The following is a 19,067-nucleotide window of genomic DNA, read 5'->3' on the forward strand; positions in this document are numbered from 1 at the left end:
ACATCGAGTGCGAGAGAGTGACACCATGCGCGACAACGAGGTCGTGAACATCGGGCCGGAGCCGCTGACCTTCGGCGAGGTCGTCGCCGTGGCCAGGCACGGCGCCGCCGTACGGCTCACCGACGACGCCGTGGCCGCCATGGCCGCCGCCCGCACCCGGATCGACGAGCTGGCCGAGAGCCCTACCCCGGCCTACGGGGTGTCCACCGGCTTCGGCGCGCTGGCCACCCGGCACATCGCGCCCTCGCTCCGCGCCCAGCTCCAACGCTCCCTGGTCCGCTCGCACGCCGCCGGATCGGGCCCGGAGGTGGAGACCGAGGTCACCCGCGCGCTCATGCTCCTGCGCCTGCACACCCTCGCCACCGGCCACACCGGCGTTCGGCCGAAGACCGCCAAGGTTCTCCAGGACCTGCTCAACGCGCGGATCACCCCGGTCGTGCACGAGTACGGAAGCCTGGGCTGCTCCGGGGACCTCGCCCCGCTCTCCCACGTGGCTCTCACGATCATGGGGGAGGGGGTCGTCCGCGACGCCGCGGGCGACCTGGCCGACGCGGCCGAGGCGCTCAAGCGGGCGGGCATCGAACCGGTCGAGCTGGCCGCCAAGGAGGGCCTCGCGCTCATCAACGGCACCGACGGCATGCTCGGCATGCTGGTCCTCGCCATGGACGACCTGACCCGGCTGCTGAAGACCGCCGACATCGCCGCCGCCATGAGCGTGGAGGCGCTGCTCGGCACCGACCGCGTCTTCGCCGCCGACCTGCAGGCGCTGCGCCCGCACCCGGGCCAGGCCGCCAGCGCCGCCAACCTCCGCGCGCTGCTCGTCGGCTCGGGCGTCATGGCCAGCCACCGGGACGGCACCTGCACCCGGGTCCAGGACGCCTACTCGCTGCGCTGCGCCCCGCAGGTGGCCGGCGCCGCCCGCGACACGCTCGCGCACGCCGCCACGGTCGCCGGGCGCGAGCTCGCCTCCGCGATCGACAACCCGGTGGTCCTGTCCGACGGCCGGGTGGAGTCCAACGGAAACTTCCACGGCGCCCCGGTCGGCTACGTGCTGGACTTCCTGGCCATCGCCGTCGCCGACCTGGCGAGCATCTCCGAGCGCCGCACCGACCGCATGCTCGACGTGGCCCGCAACCACGGCCTGCCGGCCTTCCTCGCCGACGACCCGGGCGTCGACTCCGGCCACATGATCGCCCAGTACACCCAGGCCGCGATCGTCTCCGAGCTCAAGCGCCTGGCCGCGCCCGCGAGCGTGGACTCCATCCCGAGCTCCGCCATGCAGGAGGACCACGTCTCCATGGGCTGGTCGGCCGCGCGCAAGCTGCGCCGCGCGGTGGAGGGCCTGACCCGGGTGCTCGCGGTGGAGATCCTCACCGCGGCCCGCGCGCTCGACCTGCGCGCCCCGCACGCCCCGGCGCCCGCGACCGGGGCGGTGGCGGGCGTCCTGCGCCAGAACGTGCCCGGCCCCGGCCCGGACCGCTTCCTGGCGCCGGAGATCGAGTCGGCGGTCCGCCTGGTCGCCGACGGCTCCGTCGTGGCCGCCGCCGAGACGGTCACCGGTCCGCTGGCCTGAGCACGGCCGCCCGGGTACGGCACGCCGGTCCGCCCGGCCGCGCCGTACCCGGCCTCCCCGGGCGGGTCACCGCCCTCCGGGGACGGCCGCCGTCACCTCCACCTCGATCAGCAGTCCCGGCCGGAACAGCCGGGACACCTCCACGGTCGTGCTGGCCGGGGGCTCGCCGGTGATGAACCGCCGCCGGACGGCCCCGTACTCCGGCAGGCGCGACATGTCGGTGAGGAACGTCCGGATGTGCGTCACGTCGTCGAACGTGCAGCCCTGGTCGGCCAGGATGCGGGCCAGGGACTCCATCACGTGCTGGGACTGGGCCGCCATGTCGCCCTCGCCGAGCACGTTCCCCCCGGCGTCCAGCGCCACCTGCCCGGAGACGAACAGCAGGCCCCCGCTCCGCGTGGCGTGGGAGTAGAGCCCGTTGGTCGCCGGGACCGAGGCCGGATTGATCTTCTCCACCCCGCCGGTCCGCACCGTCCCGCTCCGCCGCGCCGCCCCGCCCCCGGCCGTCTGCGCCGTACGGCGGGCCGCCCCGGAGCCGTCCGGCTCCCGCGACGCGCGGCCGACGTACCCGAACACGGCCGTCAGGTCCGCCTCGCCCAGTCCGGCGGAGACCGCGGAGGCCAGCCGCTCCCGGGCCGCCGCGGCGAGCGTCCGCACCGGGTGCGCGGCCAACGCCAGGTCCTTGGCGGCCAGACCGAGGCCGTACCGCCGCTCGGGCACGCCTCCCTCCGCCGCCGGGCGCTCCACGGCCGGGCGGACCCGCTCGGCGAGCGCCCCGAGCGGCGTGGCGCCCAGCACGTCCAGCAGCGCCCCCGGATCCACCCCGGCCGCCTCGCCGCCGGCGACCGCCTCGGCGAGCAGCACCTGGGCGGGAACCAGCGCGCTCATCACGGCCAGTTTCATCGCCGCCCCCGCACCCGGCCCGCCGGCCTCCCGCACCCGGCCGAAGACCTCCAGCACCTCCCGGCAGCGGGCCAGATCCTCCGGCAGCCCGCCGGCCAGGACCGTCAGCGTGCCGTCCCGGGCCGGTTCCACGCTGCCCAGCACCGGCGCGTCCACCAGCGCGACCCGGGCCGGGAGCCGGTCGCGGAGCCCGGCCACCGCCGCGGGCCCGATCGTGGACATCTCGGCCACGAGCGCCCCGGCCCGCAGGGCGGGCGCGGCGTCCGCCAGCACCTCCAGCACCGCCGCGGGGTCGCTGAGCATCGTGACGACCAGCTCCGCGTCCGCCACCGCCTCGGCGGGAGAGGCCGCGACCGCGGCCCCCTCGATCCCGCGGGGAGTGCGGTTCCACACCGTCACCTCGTGCCCGGCCTCCACGAGTCGCCGGGCCATCGGAGCGCCCATGCGCCCCAGTCCAAGGAAAGCAATCACGTTCTCCGACGGTAGGGACATACAAGGCATTCCACCAGCGACTATCTTGAATGCCAGTCATGCGAAGGAGGAATGTGTTCGACACCGACGCCCTGCGCCTGCTGGAGGCGGTCGCCAGGACCGGCTCGTTCACCGCGGCCGCCGCCGAGCTCGGCTACACCCAGTCCGCGGTCTCCCGGCGCGTCGCCGCCCTGGAACGGCGGGCCGGCGGGCCGCTGTTCGCGCGCCTGGCCCGCGGCGTACGGCTGACGCCCGCCGGAGAGCTGCTCCACCGGCACGCCGGGATCGTCCTCGACCACCTGGCCAGGGCCTCCGACGAGCTGGCCGGGATCCACGGCGGCTACCGGGGCAGGCTCCGCCTCGGCGCGTTCGCCACCGCCAACGTCGCGCTGGTGCCGCGCGCCCTGCGCGCCTTCCGCAGGGAGTTCCCCGAGGTCGAGACCGTCCCGGTCGAGGCGCCCAGCGGCGGCCTGCTGCGCCGGATGCGGGAGGGCGGCCTGGATCTCGCGGTGGTCAGCGACTACCCCTCCGGCCTGCCGTACGACGACGGGATCGAGCTGGTCGCGCTGGCCGAGGACGAGCTGCTCGTCGCACTGCCCGGCGACCACCCGCTGGCCGCGGGCGACCGGGTCGACCTGCGGGACCTGCGGGAGGAGACCTGGATCGAGGCGGCCCCTCCGGAGCGGCGGACCATGCTCGGCGACGCCTGCGCCCGTGCCGGGTTCGCCCCGCGCACGACCGTGAGGATCGCCGAGTGGACGGGGAAGTTCGGGTTCGTGGCGGCGGGGCTCGGGGTCACGCTGGTGCCCTCCCTCGCCGCCTGGGCCGTGCCGGAGGGCATCGCGCTCCGCTCGCTGGGCGGGTTCGCGCCGCGCCGCACCGTCTCCGCCGCCCTCCCGCGCGCGCCCCTGCCCGCGGCCCGCGCGTTCGCCGGCTTCCTGGCGGAGGCGGTGCCGGAGGCCGAGGGCGGGGCGGCGCCGTCCGGGGCGGCGGACGGGCAGGCGCGACAATAGGAGGGTGCACGACTCCTTCGCCCACGCCGGCGGCCGCCTGGCCACCCGGCTCCTCGACGTCACCACTGACCTGTCCGCGCTGGACGGCCGGGGGTGGTGGGCCGTCGTGGTCGACTACGAGGGCAAGGTCACGTGCGCCAGGTTCGGCGACGTCCGCCCCGCCCCGCTGCCCGAGCCGCGCGTGCCCTGGCGCGGCCCGGCCCCGTCGGCCTGGCGCAGCTCGCTGGACCGGGACGCCTACGAGGCCGGGGTGCGGCGCATCCGTGAGCACATCGAGCGCGGTGACGTCTACCAGGCCAACCTGTGCCGGGTGCTCACCGCGCCGCTGCCCGGGGACCCGGACCCGGTGGCGCTGGCCGTACGGCTGGCGGAGGGCAACCCCGCCCCGCACGCCGCCACGGTGAGCCTGCCCGGCCTGAGCGTGGTCTCGGCCTCGCCGGAGCTCTACCTGTCCAGGGACGGCGACGTGATCGAGTCCCGGCCGATCAAGGGCACCGGCGCCACCGCCGGGGAGCTGCTGGAGAAGGACTACGCCGAGAACGTGATGATCGTCGACCTGGTCCGCAACGACCTGGGCCGGGTCGCCGCGGTGGGCTCGGTGAGCGTCCCCGCGCTGTGCGAGGTCGAGGAGCATCCCGGCCTGGTGCACCTGGTCTCCACCGTACGGGCCCGGCTCGCGCCGGAATTCGGATGGCCGGAGTTGTTCGCCGCGACCTTTCCTCCGGGTTCGGTGACCGGTGCGCCGAAATATTCCGCTGTGCGCATCATCAATGAACTCGAACCCGAGCCGCGCGGGCCCTACTGTGGTGCCGTGGGCTGGGTCGACGCCGACCGGGGCCGGGCGTCGCTGGCCGTGGGGATCCGCACGTTCTGGCTCTCGGCGGGCGAGATCCGCTTCGGCACGGGCGCGGGCATCACCTGGGGGAGCGATCCGCGGCGCGAGTGGCAGGAGACCGAGCTGAAGGCGTCCCGGCTCATCGCGCTCGCCTCCACCCCAGGAAAGACCCCCGACAAGGAGAACTGATGGACACACCCGTATGGGTCAACGGGGAACTGATCGACCCGGCGCAGGCCGTCGTCTCGGTGTTCGACCACGGCCTCATGGTCGGCGACGGCGTCTTCGAGACGGTCAAGTGCGTGAACGGCGCCTCGTTCGCCCTGACCCGGCACCTGGACCGGCTCCGGCTCTCCGCCCGGCGGATGGAGCTGCCCGAGCCCGACACCGACGCCATCGCCGAGGGCGTCCGGGCCTGCCTCGCCGGGGCCCCCGCCTGGCCGCTCGGCCGGATCCGCATCACCTACACCAGCGGTCCCGGCCCGCTCGGCTCCGACCGCGGCGACCAGGGCACCACCACCGTGGTCATCGTCGGGGAGCAGAAGCCGTTCCCCGCGGCCGGGGACGTCGCGGTGGTGCCGTGGCCGCGCAACGAGCGCGGCGCGCTGGCCGGGGTGAAGAGCACCTCCTACGGCGACAACGCCAAGGCCCTCTTCTACGCCAAGGCGCGCGGCGGCGGCGAGGCGATCTTCGGGAACACCGCGGGGAACCTCTGCGAGGGCACCGGGAGCAACGTCTTCGTCGTGCGCGACGGCCGCCTGGTCACCCCCACCCTCGACTCCGGCTGCCTGGCGGGCGTCACCCGCGCGCTCGTCCTGGAGTGGTGCGGCGGGACCGAGGAGGACGTGCCGCTGGCGGCCCTCCACGAGGCCGAGGAGGCGTTCCTGACCTCGACCACCCGCGACGTCCAGCCGATCCGCGCGGTCGACGGGATCGTGCTGCCGGCCGCGCCCGGCCCGATCACCGCCAAGGCGATGCAGGTCTTCGCCGAGCGCTCCGGGGCCGACCTCGACCCGTGACGGTCCGCGCGGCTCCGGTACGGCCCGCGCCGTACCGGAGCCGGGCGCAGAACGGTCAGTAGGACGTCTGGGTCTGGGCGTTGAGCTCCGTCATCCTGGCGCTCTTCGCCGGATCGGTGAGCGGGTCGTCGATCCGGAGCACGTCCAGGCCCCTGGTGATGTCGCTGGAGTAGATGTGGCCGTTGTAGTAGTAGGCCGACCAGGAGCCGGCGAGGCCCTCGACCGGGCCGCGCTCGAAGAAGCCGATCTCGCGGGGGTTGGCGGAGTCGGTGAAGTCCCAGATCGACACCCCGCCCTGGTACCACGACTGGACCATGATGTCCTTGCCGGGAATCGGCAGCAGTGAGCCGTTGTGGGCGACGCAGTTCTCGTCCGGCTGCTGCTCCCTGGGGATCTTGAAGTAGCCGCGGAGCGTCAGGGTGCGGTCGCCGGACAGGTCGTAGACGGCGCTGGCGCCCTTGGTCCGCGGGGTGTTGCGGTCGCAGGTGGCGGCCATGCCGCCGCCCAGCTCGTCGCCGAAGACCACCTTGGTGGCGTCGTTGTTGAAGGTGGCCGAGTGCCAGATGGAGAAGTTCTCCCTGTCGCTCACGTGCTGGAGCACCTTGGGGTTCACCCGGTCGGTGATGTCCAGCAGGATGCCGTCGCCGAAGCAGGCCGCGGCGGCCAGGTTCTTCTCCGGGTAGGCGGTGATGTCGTGGCAGCCGCCGATGCCCCGGCCCTCGACGTCCGCCGTGCCGCCGGAGCCTTCGGAGATCACCGGGGTGGAGACGATCCTGGCCTTCGCCGGGTCTCCGGTGGGCACCTCGACGACCGCGAAGATGTTGTGCGGGCCGGGGCAGGTGGGCGTGCCCTCGGGCCCGGGGGCGGAGACGTAGAGGTAGACCTTCTCCGGGCCCTGGCCGGGCACGATGGTGTGGGTGTGCGAGCCGCAGGGGGTGCTGACCGCGGAGACGAACTCCGGGCGGGCCTTGTCGGTGATGTCGAAGATCCGGATACCCTCCCAGCCGCTCTCGCCCTCCTGCTCGCCGTCGTCGCAGCCGGGGCCGCCGCGCGGCCGGTCCACGGAGAGGAACAGCAGGTTTCCGGTCACCGAGACGTCGTTCTGCTCGCCGGGGCACAGCACCGTGCTGACCACGGCGGGCTTGGCCGGGTCGGAGACGTCGAACACGGTGAAGCCGTCGAAGTTGCCCACGAACGCGTGGTCGCCCTGGAAGGCCAGGTCGGTGCCCCAGGCCTGCGGCCCGTCGAGCGGGGCCTGCGGCGGCATGTTGGCCACGTGGGTGACGTTGGAGCTGTGCAGGACGTCACCGGAGGCGGCCCCGGACGGGGCGGGCGCGGTGCTGGCGCTCGCCGCGGGAGGCGGGGACGCGGGGTCCCCGGGATCCGCGCCGCAACCCGCCGCCAAAAGCATCGCCGCCAGCGCGAACGCCACGGTTGATCGCACAGTGCCCCCATCGCTTGGATCGTTTTACCTCATTATTGATGGTATGCGGGGTATGTGTTGGTCGTGTGGCGCTCTTGTCACCATCGTGACGGCGTCGGTCCTGTCGGGGTGCGCCGGATCCGCGCGTGAGGAGGCGCCGCTGGTGGCGGGGACCGGCGCGCCGGTCGTCGTCCCCGGCGGCCCCGGGGAGCCCGGCCGTACGGCCACGCCCGGCGAGCGGCTCGGCGAGCCGGAGGCCCGGGTGGGCGCGGCCGACGTGCGGTTCGCCGAAGGCATGATCCCGCACCACCGGCAGGCGCTGGAGATGGCGGCGCTGGTCCCGGACCGGTCGTCCTCGGAACCGGTGCGGATGCTCGCCGAGCGGATCACCGCGGCGCAGCGGGCCGAGATCGCGGCCATGACCTCGTGGCTGGAGTCGGTCGGCCGGGCTCCCGGAGGCCATGCGGACCACACGGTGAGCCAGGAGCAGATGAACCGGCTCAGGACCGCCAGGGGCGCCGCCTTCGACGGGCTCTTCCTGACCCTGATGATCGCCCATCACGAGGCGGCGCTGACGATGGCCCGTGCGGAGCTGCGGGACGGCACCGACCGGGCCATGCGCGCCACGGCCGCCGACGTGCTCTCCGGGCAGCAGGTCGAGATCTCCCGGATGCGGGAGGTCCTCGGGCGGTAGCCGGACCGCCCGGATGCGGAGCGGGGGCCCCGCGGCCGCGAGCCCGCGGGAGGGTCTACGGGCGCGAGCCCGCGGGAGGGTCTCACGGGCGTGACCCCGCGGCTCCGGGGGTTCCGCCGGGAGTCAGGAGCTCCAGAGCATGTTGCTGAGCTCGGAGTCGAGGTCCATGAAGTCGGTCTCGCGGCCGGCCGGGACCAGCTCGTAGGTCCGGTGCAGGAACTCCGTCAGCGGGGCGAGCGGCACCTCGAACAGGGCCTGCCCGAACGGCGAGGTGAGGCTGATGTGCAGGGTCCGCTCGCCGTCGGCGCGGGCCGGCCAGACCTGGACGTCCCCGTCGCCGACCCGGCGCACGATGCCGACGGTCAGCAGCTCGCGGGCGAAGATCCACTCGACCGGCTCGTCGTTGCCGACGTGGAAGGCCATCCTGATCGCGTACGGATCGTCGGCCGTATAGCTGAGTCCGGCGAGCAGGGGGACGGTGGTACGGTCGGGGACCACAAGCCGAAGGCCCAGCTCGGCAGAGACGGTGGTGCTGTTCATCGTCAGCCAAACCTTTTCGTCGTCGGTCCCCTTGCGGGGCTTCCAGTGCTCCGGCCGGACCTCGTCCGCCCTATGAGGCGGAACGAGGAGACCTGTAGGAGAGATTCCGCCTCCAGGCCCTTCTGTAACGCACATCACAGCGCGACATTTTGGCACCTGCCTGGCTAAACGCCATGAACGGGGTCGTATTTACGAGGGTTTTGCGCATCGTTTCCATCACGATCGACTTCCCGGCGGGGGCGTCTCAGGTGATAGAGGTCTAGCCATGGTCGTACGGTACTTCTCCGGATCAGGATGATGCTATGACACCGTAGCGTCCCATCGGGCACATCACCGACCCTTTGCCCCGATCGCCTCGCACTGTGTCGTCGCCAGTCCAAGATCGCGCCTCCGCGGGCTCCGCTTCGCGAGCGGTCCCGGATTGCTGTATGGTTTTCCACGTCGGCACCGCGAGGAGCCGCACAGGGCGGGCGATTAGCTCAGCGGGAGAGCGCTTCGTTCACACCGAAGAGGTCACTGGTTCGATCCCAGTATCGCCCACACGGTAAGACGCAGATCAGAGCCCGAAGGTTGACACCAACCTCCGGGCTCTTCTGTGTTGTGGATCATCTGAGTGACAAAGTGAGTGACTTACGTCCCCGCGCTCGGCCGCTGCCCGCCGGGGAAGATGCGATCCATCACCGTGGCACCCTCCTGGATGACCGGCCGGATCTGCTGACGGTAGACCTTTTCCGTCACCGCCGAACCTCCCGCATGGCCCACGAGGCGAGCGATGTGCTCGATGGGCACACCGTCAGCGGAGAGCAGCGAGACGAAGCTGTGGCGCATCTCCCGGGGGGTCCACTCCTTGGCCGTCAGGCCCGCCCTGGCGATGACGCGCCGGAACTCGCGCCGGACGTTGGCGGAACTGAGCTTGGTGCCCGTCCGGGTGGCGAACACGAGATCGTTGTCTTCCCAGGCGTCTCCCGCTGTCTCCCGGACCTTGGCCTGGTGGTCCCAGAGCTTCCGCAGGGCGGTGACGCACCTCTGGGGCAGTTTGAGTGTTCGGCGTGACGTGATGGTCTTGGTGTCGCCGCCGACGCGGTCGGATCTCCAGACGTAGATCCCGAATTCCTGGTGATCCCATCCAATCTCCGTGATGGTCGCCCAGGCGACGGTCTCTTGATCGAAGGCGACGACGTAGGCCCATGACAGATCACGGACCTCTTCCGTGCGAAGACCGACGAGCAGGGACACCAGAATGTAGGCATGGAGCCAGGGCTTCGCCGTCTCGTTGGCCTCCAGCACCGCCATGGCCTGCTCCATCGTGAGGGCCTTGGACGGCCTGCCGGCCTTCCCCTTCGGCAGCTCGCACAGCAGTACGACGTTCCGCTTGACCTTGTCCCGGGCCTGAGCCCGGACGAGCGATCGTTTGAGGATCGAGCGAAGCTCCTGAAGGGTGCGCGTGCTGACCTTCTTGGAGGTGCGGGCCAGCCACCGATCTACATCGTCGGCGGTGAGTTCGCGGAGCTTACGTGCTCCGAGCTCCGGGATGATGTGCTTTTCGGCCAAGATGCGCTTGGTGTTGACGGTGGATTCCGCGCGACCGGAAAGGCCGAACTCCAGCCAGTTCCGTACAGCTTCAGCGACGGTGTCTCGGCCAGCGGCAACGGTAAGGCCGTCGTCATGGTCGCGGAGCATCTCCTTGAGCTTCGCCTTGGCTTCGGTCTTGGTACGGCCTGCGGCCTTGCGGGTGATGCGTCGCCCTGCCGGGCTGTAGCCGATGGTCATTTCGGCGATCCAGCGTTGCCGGGATTCGCTCCAGTACAGGCCGCCATCGCCGTGGGCGCGTTGCTTGGGCATCAGGCGACCTCCGCTTCCTGCTCCAGAAGCTTGACGTACTCGGCGATGGCGTCGGCCGGGACGCGGCGAGCACGTCCAGCCTTGACGGTGCGGAGCCGTCCGGCGCGGATCTCTTGGTAGAGATAGCGGCGGGACAGGCGCAAGACGACGCCGGTCTCATCTACGTCGTAGAGCGCTTGGCCGGGGTAGCGGACGACCTTTCCTGCGGTGGGCATGGTGGAGCTCCGTTCGCGTTCTGAGGGTTGGTCAGGCGGCGAGCGGGATGGACGAGCTCTGTTCCCAGGCGTGGTGGGCGAGCTCTTGACGTCCGGCTCGGGTGCGTTCGCGGGCTTGGGCCGCTGCCGTGTTGGCAAGGAGTTGGTCACCGGTCGTGTGCCAGCCGGTGCCCGCGTAGGTGAGGTAGCCGAGGATCAGGGTGGTTTCCTCGGTTTTGCCGTCAAGGCCGCCTTGACGGTGAAAGCGCGTTGGTTCGGGGAGTCCCTCTGCCTGTGGGGGGTGGTTGCTGAGGGCGTGTGCGCGTTTGTAGGCGGCTCGTTCTTGGCGGATGGAGCCGAAGGTCACCGAGTAGCGGCGGGTCTTGGTCAGGAAGTGGCCGCCGAAGCCGAGCATATGCGCCCACCTGCGCAATCCGCTCCATCCAGGAGCGTGGCCCAGGGCCCAGGCGGCGGCGATGAGGCGCTCAGGATGCGTGCCGTAGGGGTTGGCGTACAGATCGATGGTCTCGGTGGTCAGTCGCCGGGAGGTGTGGCCGGTGGCTTCGGTGCCTTTGGTGGAGTACTTGGCCAGATAGGCGGCCACGGCCTGATCGTCGAGGGCGTCGCCGGAGGCCGACAGGGTGATGGCGCGGATCTCGTGTTGCTCGCCCCAGGCGATGGCCCAGCCGTCGGGGCAGGCGGGGTGGGAGTCGGTGGTGTAGGTGATGGTGCTGGCGGCCAGGGTGAGGGCGGCGATGATGTCGTCGACGGTGATGCCGTCCGGAGGCGGGGTGATGACGTCAGGATGGTCGGGGGCGAGGCCGTCCAGGCGCAGCAAGATGTGGAAGTGGAGCGCGCCGCGTGCTTGGTATTCGGCGGCTTTGCCGTGGGAGAGCCGCACGGGAGGCAGGCCGCGGTGGCGGGCGAGCTGGTTGAGGTGGCGTTCGGCGTGTTGCTTGGTACGGCGCCACAGCTCTCCGGCGTGGTTGTTCCAGGCGACGTGGTGGGCGTAGTCGTAGCAGTCGGGACACAGCGGCCGGCCGAGCTGTGCATCACCAGCAGCATGGCGCTGCCAGCAGGCCAGCGCGGTTCCGTGGGGACAGGTCGGGGCGTCGCGGCGGGCGTGGCAGGGGGCGGTGCGGCAGGTGCAGCGGCTCTTGTCGCGGCAGAGGCAGTGGCGCACGTCGCGGCTGTGGACGGGGCCGAAGGAGGGGGCGGTGAGGGTGGCGAAGACGGCCGGGTGGCTGCGGACGCTGTCGGGGATGGTTTTGCCGCCGACGAGTCCGGCGCGCACCAGGTGGTAGGCGTCGTGTTGGTAGGTGGTGGCACAAGCCGGGCAGACGGTGTGGCGGCGGTTGCCGCAGGCTTTGTAGATCACGCCGTCCGGCAGGGTCGAGGTGTGCCGACTGGCGAGAAGTTCGCCGGTGCGGGCATCGACGGTGGCCAGGGTGCCGTACAGGCGGATCGGGTGGATGCAGGCGGCGGCTGATTCGACGTGACGCAGCCAGGCGTCGTAGCCGGGGCGGGCAGCGCGTTGCAGGGCGGTGCGCAGGTGTGGGCGGAATTCGTGGGCGAAGGGACTGAAGGGGTGGGGTTCGGTGTTCGCCCCCACGCCCGGGGCCGGGCAAGCGGTCCCGGGGGTGAGAGCCAGCGCCGAAGCGATATCGAGCTGGATAGGCATGGATCAGTGCTGTCCTTCCAGGGCAGGGACGGGCAGGTGCAACACCGGCAGGGTCGGGGGCCGCTCTTGGAGGGGGCGGTGGTCAGTGGGCTCGTGCTCCTGGTGCTCATAGCCAAGGGGCGCTACCGCAGGCTGAGGCGTGGGTTCGGGATCAGCTTCGAGTGCGGCGGCGGTTTCGGACGTCGCCGGTCGGTTGGTCGGGGTGCGAGAGAGCACCAGCTTGGTGAGGGCGAGGAAGGCCAGCGCCGGGATAGCGGCGATCAGCCAGCCGGTTAGGTGGGGTTTGGCGACGGCGATTTGCGCCGCGACAGACAGCACGGCCGAGGCGATGAGCACGACCATCGGATAGGCGGTGGGCTGGCCGTTGCGCTTGCGGCGGCGGACCTCCAGGCCGGAGGCGGCGGGGGTGAGTTCGGAGATGATGGCGTTGGCCCAGCCGAACCATTCGCCGGTTCCTTCGGGGCTGTTGTTCATGGTCCAGTCGTGGACGTGGGTGAAGGAGGCGGCTCCGGCCATGAGACCGACCAACAGCAGGATGAACAGCTGAATGCGTGATTCCAGCTGTTCGCCGCGAGAGACAGAGGCGGTGTTCACCGGCATGTGAACCTCCACTTGTCGTGGCAGTCGTTGCATTCGCCCAGGGAACGGGCGATGTAGTAGGGCTTTTCGGTGTGGCAGGTGGAGCAGATCCGCCGCGCGCGAAGGGCCTTGTCGATGGCGGCCAGCTGCGCTGGGGTGGCGGTGCGCTTGGGCTTGGCGAGGTCTTCTCTGTAGAGGTAGGCCACACGTCGACCTTTGCGCCAGATGATCTGGGCGGCGATGTCTTGGCCGCCGGGGCGCAGCTGCTTGGCGCGTAGCTGCCGCACGGTGAGCAGACCGGGGGGAGCCCATCGGTAGGGGTAGGTGGGCAGGCCGCCGTGGCGGCTGCCGGTGGGATCGTAGAACTTCAGGTAGACGCCCTTGGTGCGGGTGACGTAGTCGAGCTGGGGGATACGCGGGCCGCTCATCGACTCTCACCACCCCAGCGCTGCTGGACGGCTTCAGCACAGACCTTGTGGCAGGGAGCGCCGGTGTCGTCGCACAGGAAGGTCTTCTTGCTGCAGATGTGGCAGAGCAGGCGACGGCCGCGCATCCAGTGGTTGACGGCCTTGGGGTTGCGTCGCTTGTTGCCTGACCAGTCCAGGCGTGCAGGAGAAGCGATCATTTGCACTCACCGCCCCAGCGCTGTTGGGCGGCTTGGCGGGTGATGCCCAGGGGGCGGGCGATGTCGGCCCAGGAGTAGCCGTGCTGGGCACGGAGCTGGATGACGGCCTGGCCGATGGCGTGGTCGAATTCGGCGACGACGCCGGTGAGATCGGCGAGGGCTTCGATGTCGCCGTCGGCGATGCGCTTGGTGTAGGCGCGGATGACTCGCTTGAGGAACGCGGCATAGTCAGGGTTCTCCACGGGCCGATTCATGTCGCGTCCCGCTGAGTACGGCGAGCGCACTGGGCCTTGCCCAGGGCCGCGAGCTGCCGGCTGGTGGGTGTGCGCTTGGGCAGCGCGCGGGTGATGTCGTAGAGATAGGCGACGCGGCCGCCTTTACGCCACAGGATCTGAGCGACGGGGGCTTGGCCGCCGGGCCGCAGGCCGAGGGTGGCGAGCTGGCGTCGGGTCTTGAGGTTCTTGGGGGCCCACTTCCAGGGGTAGGTGGGCAGGCCGTATTGACAGCCGGTGGGGTCGTAGAAGACGACCTGGGTACCGGGGGTGGCGTTGAGTCGGTCGAGCTGCGGTATGCGGGCAGCCGACGCAGGGATAGAGTGCATGACAGTTCTGCTCCTTTGCTTGATGGCAGGGGAGTGGGTGTGAAGCGAGGGCCGGAGATCTTTGGCGAGAGGTCCGGCCCCACGCTGTGACTCAGTCGGTGTCGTCGAGCAGGGTGATGGGGTCGCCGCAGCAGGCGCAGTGCCATCCGTCGGCGGCCAGGTAGGTGGAGCGGCACTCTCCGTCGCACAGGACGAGTTCGGCGGTGCCGTCGTTGTCGGTGCCGAGCGCCAGCTGCGAGGAGCCGCAGGCCGGGCAGACCAGGGTCCAGGAGATCAGGCACATGGCCAGGACCTCGATGCAGGCCGGGCAGTAACAGCGCCCGTTTGCGCGGTGGCCGATGAACCATCCGGCGCGGGTCGCCTCGATCAGGGCGACGGTGTTGGAGCAGCGGTTGTCGCACTGGGCGATCCAGCTCCGCAGATCGGGGCTGCCGTTGGGGTGGTAGCTCTTGTGGATCACAGCGGCCTCCACTCGGGGTCGTTGTAGGCGCAGGCCGGGACGGTCATCGGGGTGCCGCTGTCACTGTCGTTCTTGAGCCAGAACATGGGCAGCGCCCAGGAATCGGGGCGGCTGAGTTCGTCGTACCAGCGGGTGTGCTGGATGATGTGCGGGCTTTCCAGCCAGGCGACGCCAGGAGAGAGCTCAGCGGACATCGGGGCACACCTCCCCGCAGTGGTCGCATTCCAGGGCGGTTTCGCGGCCCTGATCGGTGATGATGGAGGTCTCGACGAGCTCGTTGTTGCCGCACTCGGGGCAGCACAGGGCGAGCATCTCCAGGTCGTGCAGTGATTGCTCGGGCCAGGGCACCTCGCCCAGGGCCGGAGCCGTGTCGGGGTCGTGGCGCATGGTGGTTCTCCGTTCAGGCAGCCAGCGATACGGGATGGGACTCGCCGGTGCGGCGGATCCAGGTGACGTAGTCGACGAGCTGATGGATCTGCTCGTCGGACAGGTAGGCGGCTTTGACCAGCTCAGGGATGCCGCCTTCGGCGATGAGGTAGAAGACGCCGGGGGTGGTGGGGTTGATGGTCTGGGCGTTGAATCCGGCCGAGGCCCAGCCGTGGCCGAGGATGATGTCGGAGCTGTTGGGCGTGGTGCAGCGGAAGGCTGCCCGGTAGCCGAACAGGTCGCGCAGTGAGGTGGGGATGATGTCCACGCTGGGGCGCTGGGTGGCGGCGATGACCGGCATGGCGCAGGCGCGTCCGCGTGCGACCAGGTCGCGTACCAGCGCGATGAACTCTTTTTGCTGCTCAGGTGTGCCGGTGGTGGCGGTGTAGTAGGCGAGTTCGTCGATGAAGATGCCGATGACCTTGATGAGGTCGCTGGGCAGGAACTTGCGGCGGCCATGGGCCACCAGCCAGGAATAGCGTCGGTCCATCACCTTTTGCAGGCGTCGCAGGACGCGAAGGCCCGCCTCGATGTCGGGGCCGATGAACACGCCGCCGGCTGCTTCGGCGGCTTCCATCCACATCCCCAGCTCGACCCATTTGGGGTCCAGCAGGACCGGGGTGAAGTCGTGGCACAAGAAGGCGTGCCCGACGAGGTTTTGGATCAGTACGGATTTGCCGCCGCCGGGTTCTCCGGCGTCCAGCAGGTTGTGATACACCAGGTCGAGGTAGGCCGGGTGACCGAATTCGTCGATCCCGATGAAGACCGGGTCGAACATGGACATGGACGGCGCTACCGGGATCGTGGCCAAGGGTTCGGAAAGAGCCGCGCGCATGGCAGCGTCACCTCATTGCGTATCTGAAAGACGTAGGCGAGCGGCTACCGGAAGAGACAAGGGGCGTTCTCCCGGTAGCGGACGACGCGTCAGATCCAGTCGAGGTCGGGGTTGTCCGGGGTCGTCTTGGCAGGGGTGCCGTTGACGGCCGGAGCTCGGCCGGTCTTCTTGGCCGGACGCTCGGTGGGGTCGGTGTCGTCGACATCCGGCACGTCAGCCAGATCAAGCTGAGCCGGAAGGGTGGGAACCGGCCGGATGATGGCCGGAACATCGGTCGGCAACTCCTCGGTGAGCGGGGAGCCGACCAAGCCGCCCAGGACGTCACGGCGTTTGATGTCCAGGTAGATGACGGCGGCGTTGGAGGTGCGGGCCTTGGTCACGGTGACCGAGGCGGCCCAGCAGGCGACAGCGATCCTGCCGAGCTGGGATTCGAGCTGCTCCAAAGACAGGCCGGGACGCAGCCAGAGCCAGACGCGTTCGCCGACCGGGATGGGCTTGGCCACGCCGATGAACGGCAGGTGACCGTGCCGATCGGCGGACAGGAAGGAGGCGAAACAGACGCGCAGCCGGTGCCGGACGATCAGGCACCAGGCCAGGGCCAGCACGTAACGGCGCAGGAAGGGGATGAGGCCGCAGGCGGCGATGATGCTGGCGTAGATGACGCCCGTGATGATCGGGTTGGTCCAGTCCTGGAGGTAGACCCAGCCGTCGACCAGCAGCAGAGCGAAGGTGATTTCGGGAAGCCACCACCAGATAGCCCGCAGGACCGGCCAGATGGCGATGACGGCGGCGACCAGACCGCCGACGATGGTGCCGGCCACCAGGCCGATGGGGACGGCGGCCAGCGGGTGCAGGTAGTAGGTGGAGATCACAGCGGCGAAGAGGCCGACCACGGCCAGCACGACATAGAAGGTGATCTTTGCGGTCCGCAGGTAGCTGTACTGCACGTTGTGCTGAATCACTGCGACCGAGGTGTGACGGCGGCCGAGACCGCCCTTGTGTTTGGGTGTGCCGAAGCTACCCTTGGACATGACTCTCCTCCTCATAGCGAGGGCGGGGGGTTGAGGCGGGGCCGTGCGTTGTAGCAGGCGATACGGTCCCGCTTGCGTAGATCGTGAGGAGTGCGGCGAGGCCGGATCTGGGCAGATTCACGGCCTCGCACGCGTGTGTGACTAACGACGGTTTATGGCCCGTGATCAGGGATTTTTGAGAACGTCGTCGTAGTCGCCGTTGGCGAATCCGGTGGCGGTCTGGTCGCAGTCACGCGCCCAGTCAGTCCATGCCTTGACGGCCTTGGCATCTCCGGTCTTCTTGGCCTTGGCGGCCTGACGCCAGGCGTCGGCGGCGGCATCGGAGTTGCACGTGATTGCGTCTTCGCGGTTCTTGAAGAGCCAGCCCATGGTTGTGATCCCTTCTGGTCGGATTACGCGGTGATGATGAGTGCGGCGATGAACAGCCACAGGTGGTGCCAGGACTGGTCGAGGGCATAGGCGCCGGTGCCGAGATGAGGAGCGTCGTCGGTGCCGGGACGAGGCAGGCCCATGCGGAAGAAGTCGCCCTTGCCGATCAGCTCGGCAAAACGAGCCAGTGGGGTGCGGCGATCGGCCCAGTAGTGCGAGAGCGCATCGACTGTGAGCCCAGCGAGCAGGGACAGCGGAGCTGTCTTGAGATCGGTGGCCAGCACAAGCGCGGCGAGTGCGATGACCTTGGTGAGGGTCAGGGTGACCACGTGCCGAAGGCACGCCAGCCGTCCCGCGATCGTGGGCGCGCCTTTGGCGCACGCCTGATGGTGGGTCTGAACCCAGTGATCTCCTACGCTGTGTGCGACATAGAGCGTCGCGAGAATCGCAGCGAAGTCAGCGGTGTTCGTCATGATGACGACTCCTAAGGCTGTGGACGTGAGCCCGATGACGGCTCAGCGGGAACCTGGAAAAGCCAGGCGAGATCCCTTGATGGGGCCGCCGAGATCGGTCCTTGCGTGAGTGGCAGAACCGATCCCAGGCGGATCAGGCGAACCAGGCCGGAGAGGTAGCAGAAGCCCTCCGGACAACCAGGCCCTATACGGACCGTTGATCACCTGTTGTGTTCTTGATGCGAGCGAACTTCGGTTCGACCTTCAGCCCGGAACGCTGTTCCTTGGCGCAGGTCAGGGAATGCGATCTACTTGCTGGCCGAAGCACCAGCGGGCTTGATGTCAACCGCGCGGAAGGCCACGCCGTTGCGACCGTTGGTCGCCCAAGGCAGAGCCTCCAGCTTGAACAGGGCGACCTGAGAACCAACGATCACCGTAGGCTTCTCACCAGCCGTGGTGACGTTGATCATCTCGCCGCCCGTCTCGTCCAGCGCCATGACCTGCGTGACCCACATCGGTCGGCCGGTCTCCCGCTCGGACTTCTGACGCCCGTTCTGGTCAGCCTTCTCGACCGCTTCCTTCGTCACCATGAACGTCTTGCCGGTGACGTCGACGAAGAGCTTCACAGAGCTCACCTCCGAATCGAGGGCCGCACCCCTGTGGTGCGAACTCCCTGTGAACCCCATGACAGCTGGAAACGAAGAAACGCGACAGCAGACAATTCCCAACAGGACTTAACCTCCGTTGTTAACCCATGCGCGACCAGCCAGTTATGAGGCATGATGGAGTTCTCTGCTCTAACATCATTAAGCCGAGCCGCTGCGAGGTTCGATGGAAGATCGAAACTTGCTCAAGCAAGCTAGGAAACGACGCAAGTGGTCTCAGGAACAGGCGATTGTTCGTTTCGAGCAGATCGGGCACAGGCTGAAGATCGACGTACCGTCCCGATCTAGTCTGCGGACCCTGTTCTCGATGTTTGAGAACAACCGCCGCGAAGTGCCCGCTGCTTATCGGCCGATCTTCTGTGAGCTGTACCGTGCTCCCGAAGAAGATCTAGGTCTTGCCGTTAAGTCGGGGGTCGTGGTGCCCGCCCTCACTGCGCTGCCACGTGCTCTGCCGGGAGCGCCTTCACCCGAGGTGATCACGTACCTGTCGAACATCCTCACCGAGCACATTCGAGCTGATACGCTCCTCGGCCCTCTCTATCTGGTGCCCGCTGTGCAGGCTCAGCTACCGCTCATAGATCGCCTGGTGCAATCGGCTCGTGGAGGAGACCGGCGGCACGTGCTGGATGTCGCCACAGAGTTCGCCGAATTCTGTGGCTGGCTCTATCAGGACTCCGGTGACTATGAATGCGCGATGACCTGGACTAATCAAGCACTCGATTACGCCCAGGAACTGGCTGACCTGGATGACTCAGGGGATGGCCGTCCCTCCTGAAGGCTTTCGGCTGATGGAGGTTTCCGCCTGATCGTCCCGTTCGCCGTGGCGGGTGGTACGG

25 protein-coding genes and 1 tRNA gene are annotated in these 19,067 nt (G+C 69.4%); 7 read left to right on the forward strand and 19 right to left on the reverse strand.

Annotation, left to right across the window (positions count from 1 at the left end; translation table 11 throughout):
- Window positions 1-25: 25 nt before the first annotated feature.
- The gene (gene hutH / locus FHS22_RS35370) at window positions 26-1,573 is read left to right on the forward strand and encodes a histidine ammonia-lyase (RefSeq protein ID WP_184948564.1); all 1,548 of its coding nucleotides are present in this window, start codon (window positions 26-28) and stop codon (window positions 1,571-1,573) included.
- 66 nt (window positions 1,574-1,639) lie between these two features.
- Here the strand turns inward: hutH and FHS22_RS35375 are convergent, their stop codons facing one another.
- Window positions 1,640-2,977, reverse strand: coding sequence for an NAD(P)-binding domain-containing protein (locus FHS22_RS35375; protein ID WP_338048106.1), 1,338 nt, complete (start codon window positions 2,975-2,977; stop codon window positions 1,640-1,642).
- A 44-nt stretch (window positions 2,978-3,021) separates the two neighbouring features.
- Here FHS22_RS35375 and FHS22_RS35380 point away from each other — a divergent pair, with 44 nt between their 5' ends.
- Genes FHS22_RS35380 through FHS22_RS35390 form a run of 3 tightly spaced genes read left to right on the forward strand, consistent with a single transcriptional unit; the run spans window position 3,022 to window position 5,814 of the window.
- Window positions 3,022-3,960, forward strand: coding sequence for a LysR family transcriptional regulator (locus FHS22_RS35380; RefSeq protein ID WP_184948588.1), 939 nt, complete (start codon window positions 3,022-3,024; stop codon window positions 3,958-3,960).
- A gap of 4 nt (window positions 3,961-3,964) precedes the next feature.
- Window positions 3,965-4,984, forward strand: a complete 1,020-nt coding sequence (locus FHS22_RS35385) for a chorismate-binding protein (protein ID WP_184948566.1) — start codon at window positions 3,965-3,967, stop codon at window positions 4,982-4,984.
- On the forward strand, window positions 4,984-5,814 hold the full coding sequence (locus FHS22_RS35390; protein ID WP_184948567.1) for an aminotransferase class IV: 831 nt from the start codon (window positions 4,984-4,986) through the stop codon (window positions 5,812-5,814). The genes FHS22_RS35385 and FHS22_RS35390 overlap by 1 nt, the downstream gene beginning before the upstream one ends.
- Window positions 5,815-5,869: 55 nt before the next feature.
- Here the strand turns inward: FHS22_RS35390 and FHS22_RS35395 are convergent, their stop codons facing one another.
- Entirely contained in the window at window positions 5,870-7,225 is a 1,356-nt protein-coding gene (locus tag FHS22_RS35395; RefSeq protein WP_184948589.1) for an LVIVD repeat-containing protein, read from the reverse strand.
- Between the two features lie 118 nt (window positions 7,226-7,343).
- Here FHS22_RS35395 and FHS22_RS35400 point away from each other — a divergent pair, with 118 nt between their 5' ends.
- Window positions 7,344-7,931 (forward strand): DUF305 domain-containing protein, encoded by a 588-nt coding sequence (locus FHS22_RS35400; protein WP_338048108.1) that lies wholly within the window; start codon window positions 7,344-7,346, stop codon window positions 7,929-7,931.
- 123 nt (window positions 7,932-8,054) lie between these two features.
- On the opposite strand, the gene FHS22_RS35405 is transcribed toward FHS22_RS35400, so the two are convergent.
- On the reverse strand, window positions 8,055-8,471 hold the full coding sequence (locus tag FHS22_RS35405; protein WP_184948568.1) for an SsgA family sporulation/cell division regulator: 417 nt from the start codon (window positions 8,469-8,471) through the stop codon (window positions 8,055-8,057).
- A 468-nt stretch (window positions 8,472-8,939) separates the two neighbouring features.
- Here FHS22_RS35405 and FHS22_RS35410 point away from each other — a divergent pair.
- Window positions 8,940-9,011, forward strand: a tRNA-Val gene (locus tag FHS22_RS35410).
- A 90-nt stretch (window positions 9,012-9,101) separates the two neighbouring features.
- Here the strand turns inward: FHS22_RS35410 and FHS22_RS35415 are convergent.
- From FHS22_RS35415 to FHS22_RS35490, 16 genes are all read right to left on the reverse strand, one after another.
- Window positions 9,102-10,313, reverse strand: coding sequence for a tyrosine-type recombinase/integrase (locus FHS22_RS35415; protein WP_184948569.1), 1,212 nt, complete (start codon window positions 10,311-10,313; stop codon window positions 9,102-9,104).
- Window positions 10,313-10,528, reverse strand: a complete 216-nt coding sequence (locus FHS22_RS35420; protein WP_184948570.1) for a helix-turn-helix domain-containing protein — start codon at window positions 10,526-10,528, stop codon at window positions 10,313-10,315. The genes FHS22_RS35415 and FHS22_RS35420 overlap by 1 nt, the downstream gene beginning before the upstream one ends.
- A 31-nt stretch (window positions 10,529-10,559) precedes the next feature.
- On the reverse strand, window positions 10,560-12,188 hold the full coding sequence (locus FHS22_RS35425) for a replication initiator (RefSeq protein WP_221474528.1): 1,629 nt from the start codon (window positions 12,186-12,188) through the stop codon (window positions 10,560-10,562).
- A 3-nt stretch (window positions 12,189-12,191) separates the two neighbouring features.
- Window positions 12,192-12,788: a DUF2637 domain-containing protein gene (locus tag FHS22_RS35430; protein WP_184948571.1), complete on the reverse strand. Its 597-nt coding sequence runs from the start codon at window positions 12,786-12,788 to the stop codon at window positions 12,192-12,194.
- The gene (locus FHS22_RS35435; protein WP_184948572.1) at window positions 12,779-13,195 is read right to left on the reverse strand and encodes an RRQRL motif-containing zinc-binding protein; all 417 of its coding nucleotides are present in this window, start codon (window positions 13,193-13,195) and stop codon (window positions 12,779-12,781) included. Before FHS22_RS35435 ends, FHS22_RS35430 begins: the two co-directional genes overlap by 10 nt.
- Complete coding sequence (locus tag FHS22_RS35440; protein ID WP_184948573.1) at window positions 13,192-13,392, reverse strand: hypothetical protein; 201 nt, start codon at window positions 13,390-13,392, stop codon at window positions 13,192-13,194. Before FHS22_RS35440 ends, FHS22_RS35435 begins: the two co-directional genes overlap by 4 nt.
- Complete coding sequence (locus tag FHS22_RS35445) at window positions 13,389-13,634, reverse strand: hypothetical protein (protein ID WP_221474529.1); 246 nt, start codon at window positions 13,632-13,634, stop codon at window positions 13,389-13,391. The genes FHS22_RS35440 and FHS22_RS35445 overlap by 4 nt, the downstream gene beginning before the upstream one ends.
- An 8-nt stretch (window positions 13,635-13,642) precedes the next feature.
- Window positions 13,643-13,993, reverse strand: a complete 351-nt coding sequence (locus FHS22_RS35450) for an RRQRL motif-containing zinc-binding protein (RefSeq protein ID WP_184948575.1) — start codon at window positions 13,991-13,993, stop codon at window positions 13,643-13,645.
- 91 nt (window positions 13,994-14,084) lie between these two features.
- On the reverse strand, window positions 14,085-14,453 hold the full coding sequence (locus FHS22_RS35455) for a hypothetical protein (RefSeq protein WP_184948576.1): 369 nt from the start codon (window positions 14,451-14,453) through the stop codon (window positions 14,085-14,087).
- Complete coding sequence (locus tag FHS22_RS35460) at window positions 14,450-14,647, reverse strand: hypothetical protein (RefSeq protein WP_184948577.1); 198 nt, start codon at window positions 14,645-14,647, stop codon at window positions 14,450-14,452. Before FHS22_RS35460 ends, FHS22_RS35455 begins: the two co-directional genes overlap by 4 nt.
- Window positions 14,637-14,840, reverse strand: coding sequence for a hypothetical protein (locus FHS22_RS35465; RefSeq protein ID WP_184948578.1), 204 nt, complete (start codon window positions 14,838-14,840; stop codon window positions 14,637-14,639). The genes FHS22_RS35460 and FHS22_RS35465 overlap by 11 nt, the downstream gene beginning before the upstream one ends.
- Before the next feature lie 13 nt (window positions 14,841-14,853).
- On the reverse strand, window positions 14,854-15,714 hold the full coding sequence (locus tag FHS22_RS35470; RefSeq protein ID WP_184948579.1) for an FtsK/SpoIIIE domain-containing protein: 861 nt from the start codon (window positions 15,712-15,714) through the stop codon (window positions 14,854-14,856).
- 89 nt (window positions 15,715-15,803) lie between these two features.
- A complete protein-coding gene (locus FHS22_RS35475) occupies window positions 15,804-16,745 on the reverse strand; it encodes a hypothetical protein (protein WP_184948580.1) in 942 nt (313 codons plus the stop codon).
- Between the two features lie 165 nt (window positions 16,746-16,910).
- Window positions 16,911-17,114 carry a hypothetical protein gene (locus tag FHS22_RS35480; protein WP_184948581.1) on the reverse strand — a complete coding sequence of 68 codons (204 nt, stop codon included), beginning with the start codon at window positions 17,112-17,114 and terminating at the stop codon, window positions 16,911-16,913.
- A 23-nt stretch (window positions 17,115-17,137) separates the two neighbouring features.
- Window positions 17,138-17,587 (reverse strand): DUF3307 domain-containing protein, encoded by a 450-nt coding sequence (locus FHS22_RS35485; protein WP_184948582.1) that lies wholly within the window; start codon window positions 17,585-17,587, stop codon window positions 17,138-17,140.
- A 287-nt stretch (window positions 17,588-17,874) separates the two neighbouring features.
- Window positions 17,875-18,192: a hypothetical protein gene (locus tag FHS22_RS35490; RefSeq protein ID WP_184948583.1), complete on the reverse strand. Its 318-nt coding sequence runs from the start codon at window positions 18,190-18,192 to the stop codon at window positions 17,875-17,877.
- A 205-nt stretch (window positions 18,193-18,397) separates the two neighbouring features.
- On the opposite strand from FHS22_RS35490, the gene FHS22_RS35495 reads away from it, so the two are divergent.
- Entirely contained in the window at window positions 18,398-19,006 is a 609-nt protein-coding gene (locus tag FHS22_RS35495; protein WP_221474530.1) for a helix-turn-helix domain-containing protein, read from the forward strand.
- Window positions 19,007-19,067 lie beyond the last annotated feature (61 nt).

It is taken from the genome of Thiemannella venezuelensis (assembly GCF_014203605.1).
GTDB lineage: Bacteria > Actinomycetota > Actinomycetes > Streptosporangiales > Streptosporangiaceae > Planomonospora_A > Planomonospora_A venezuelensis.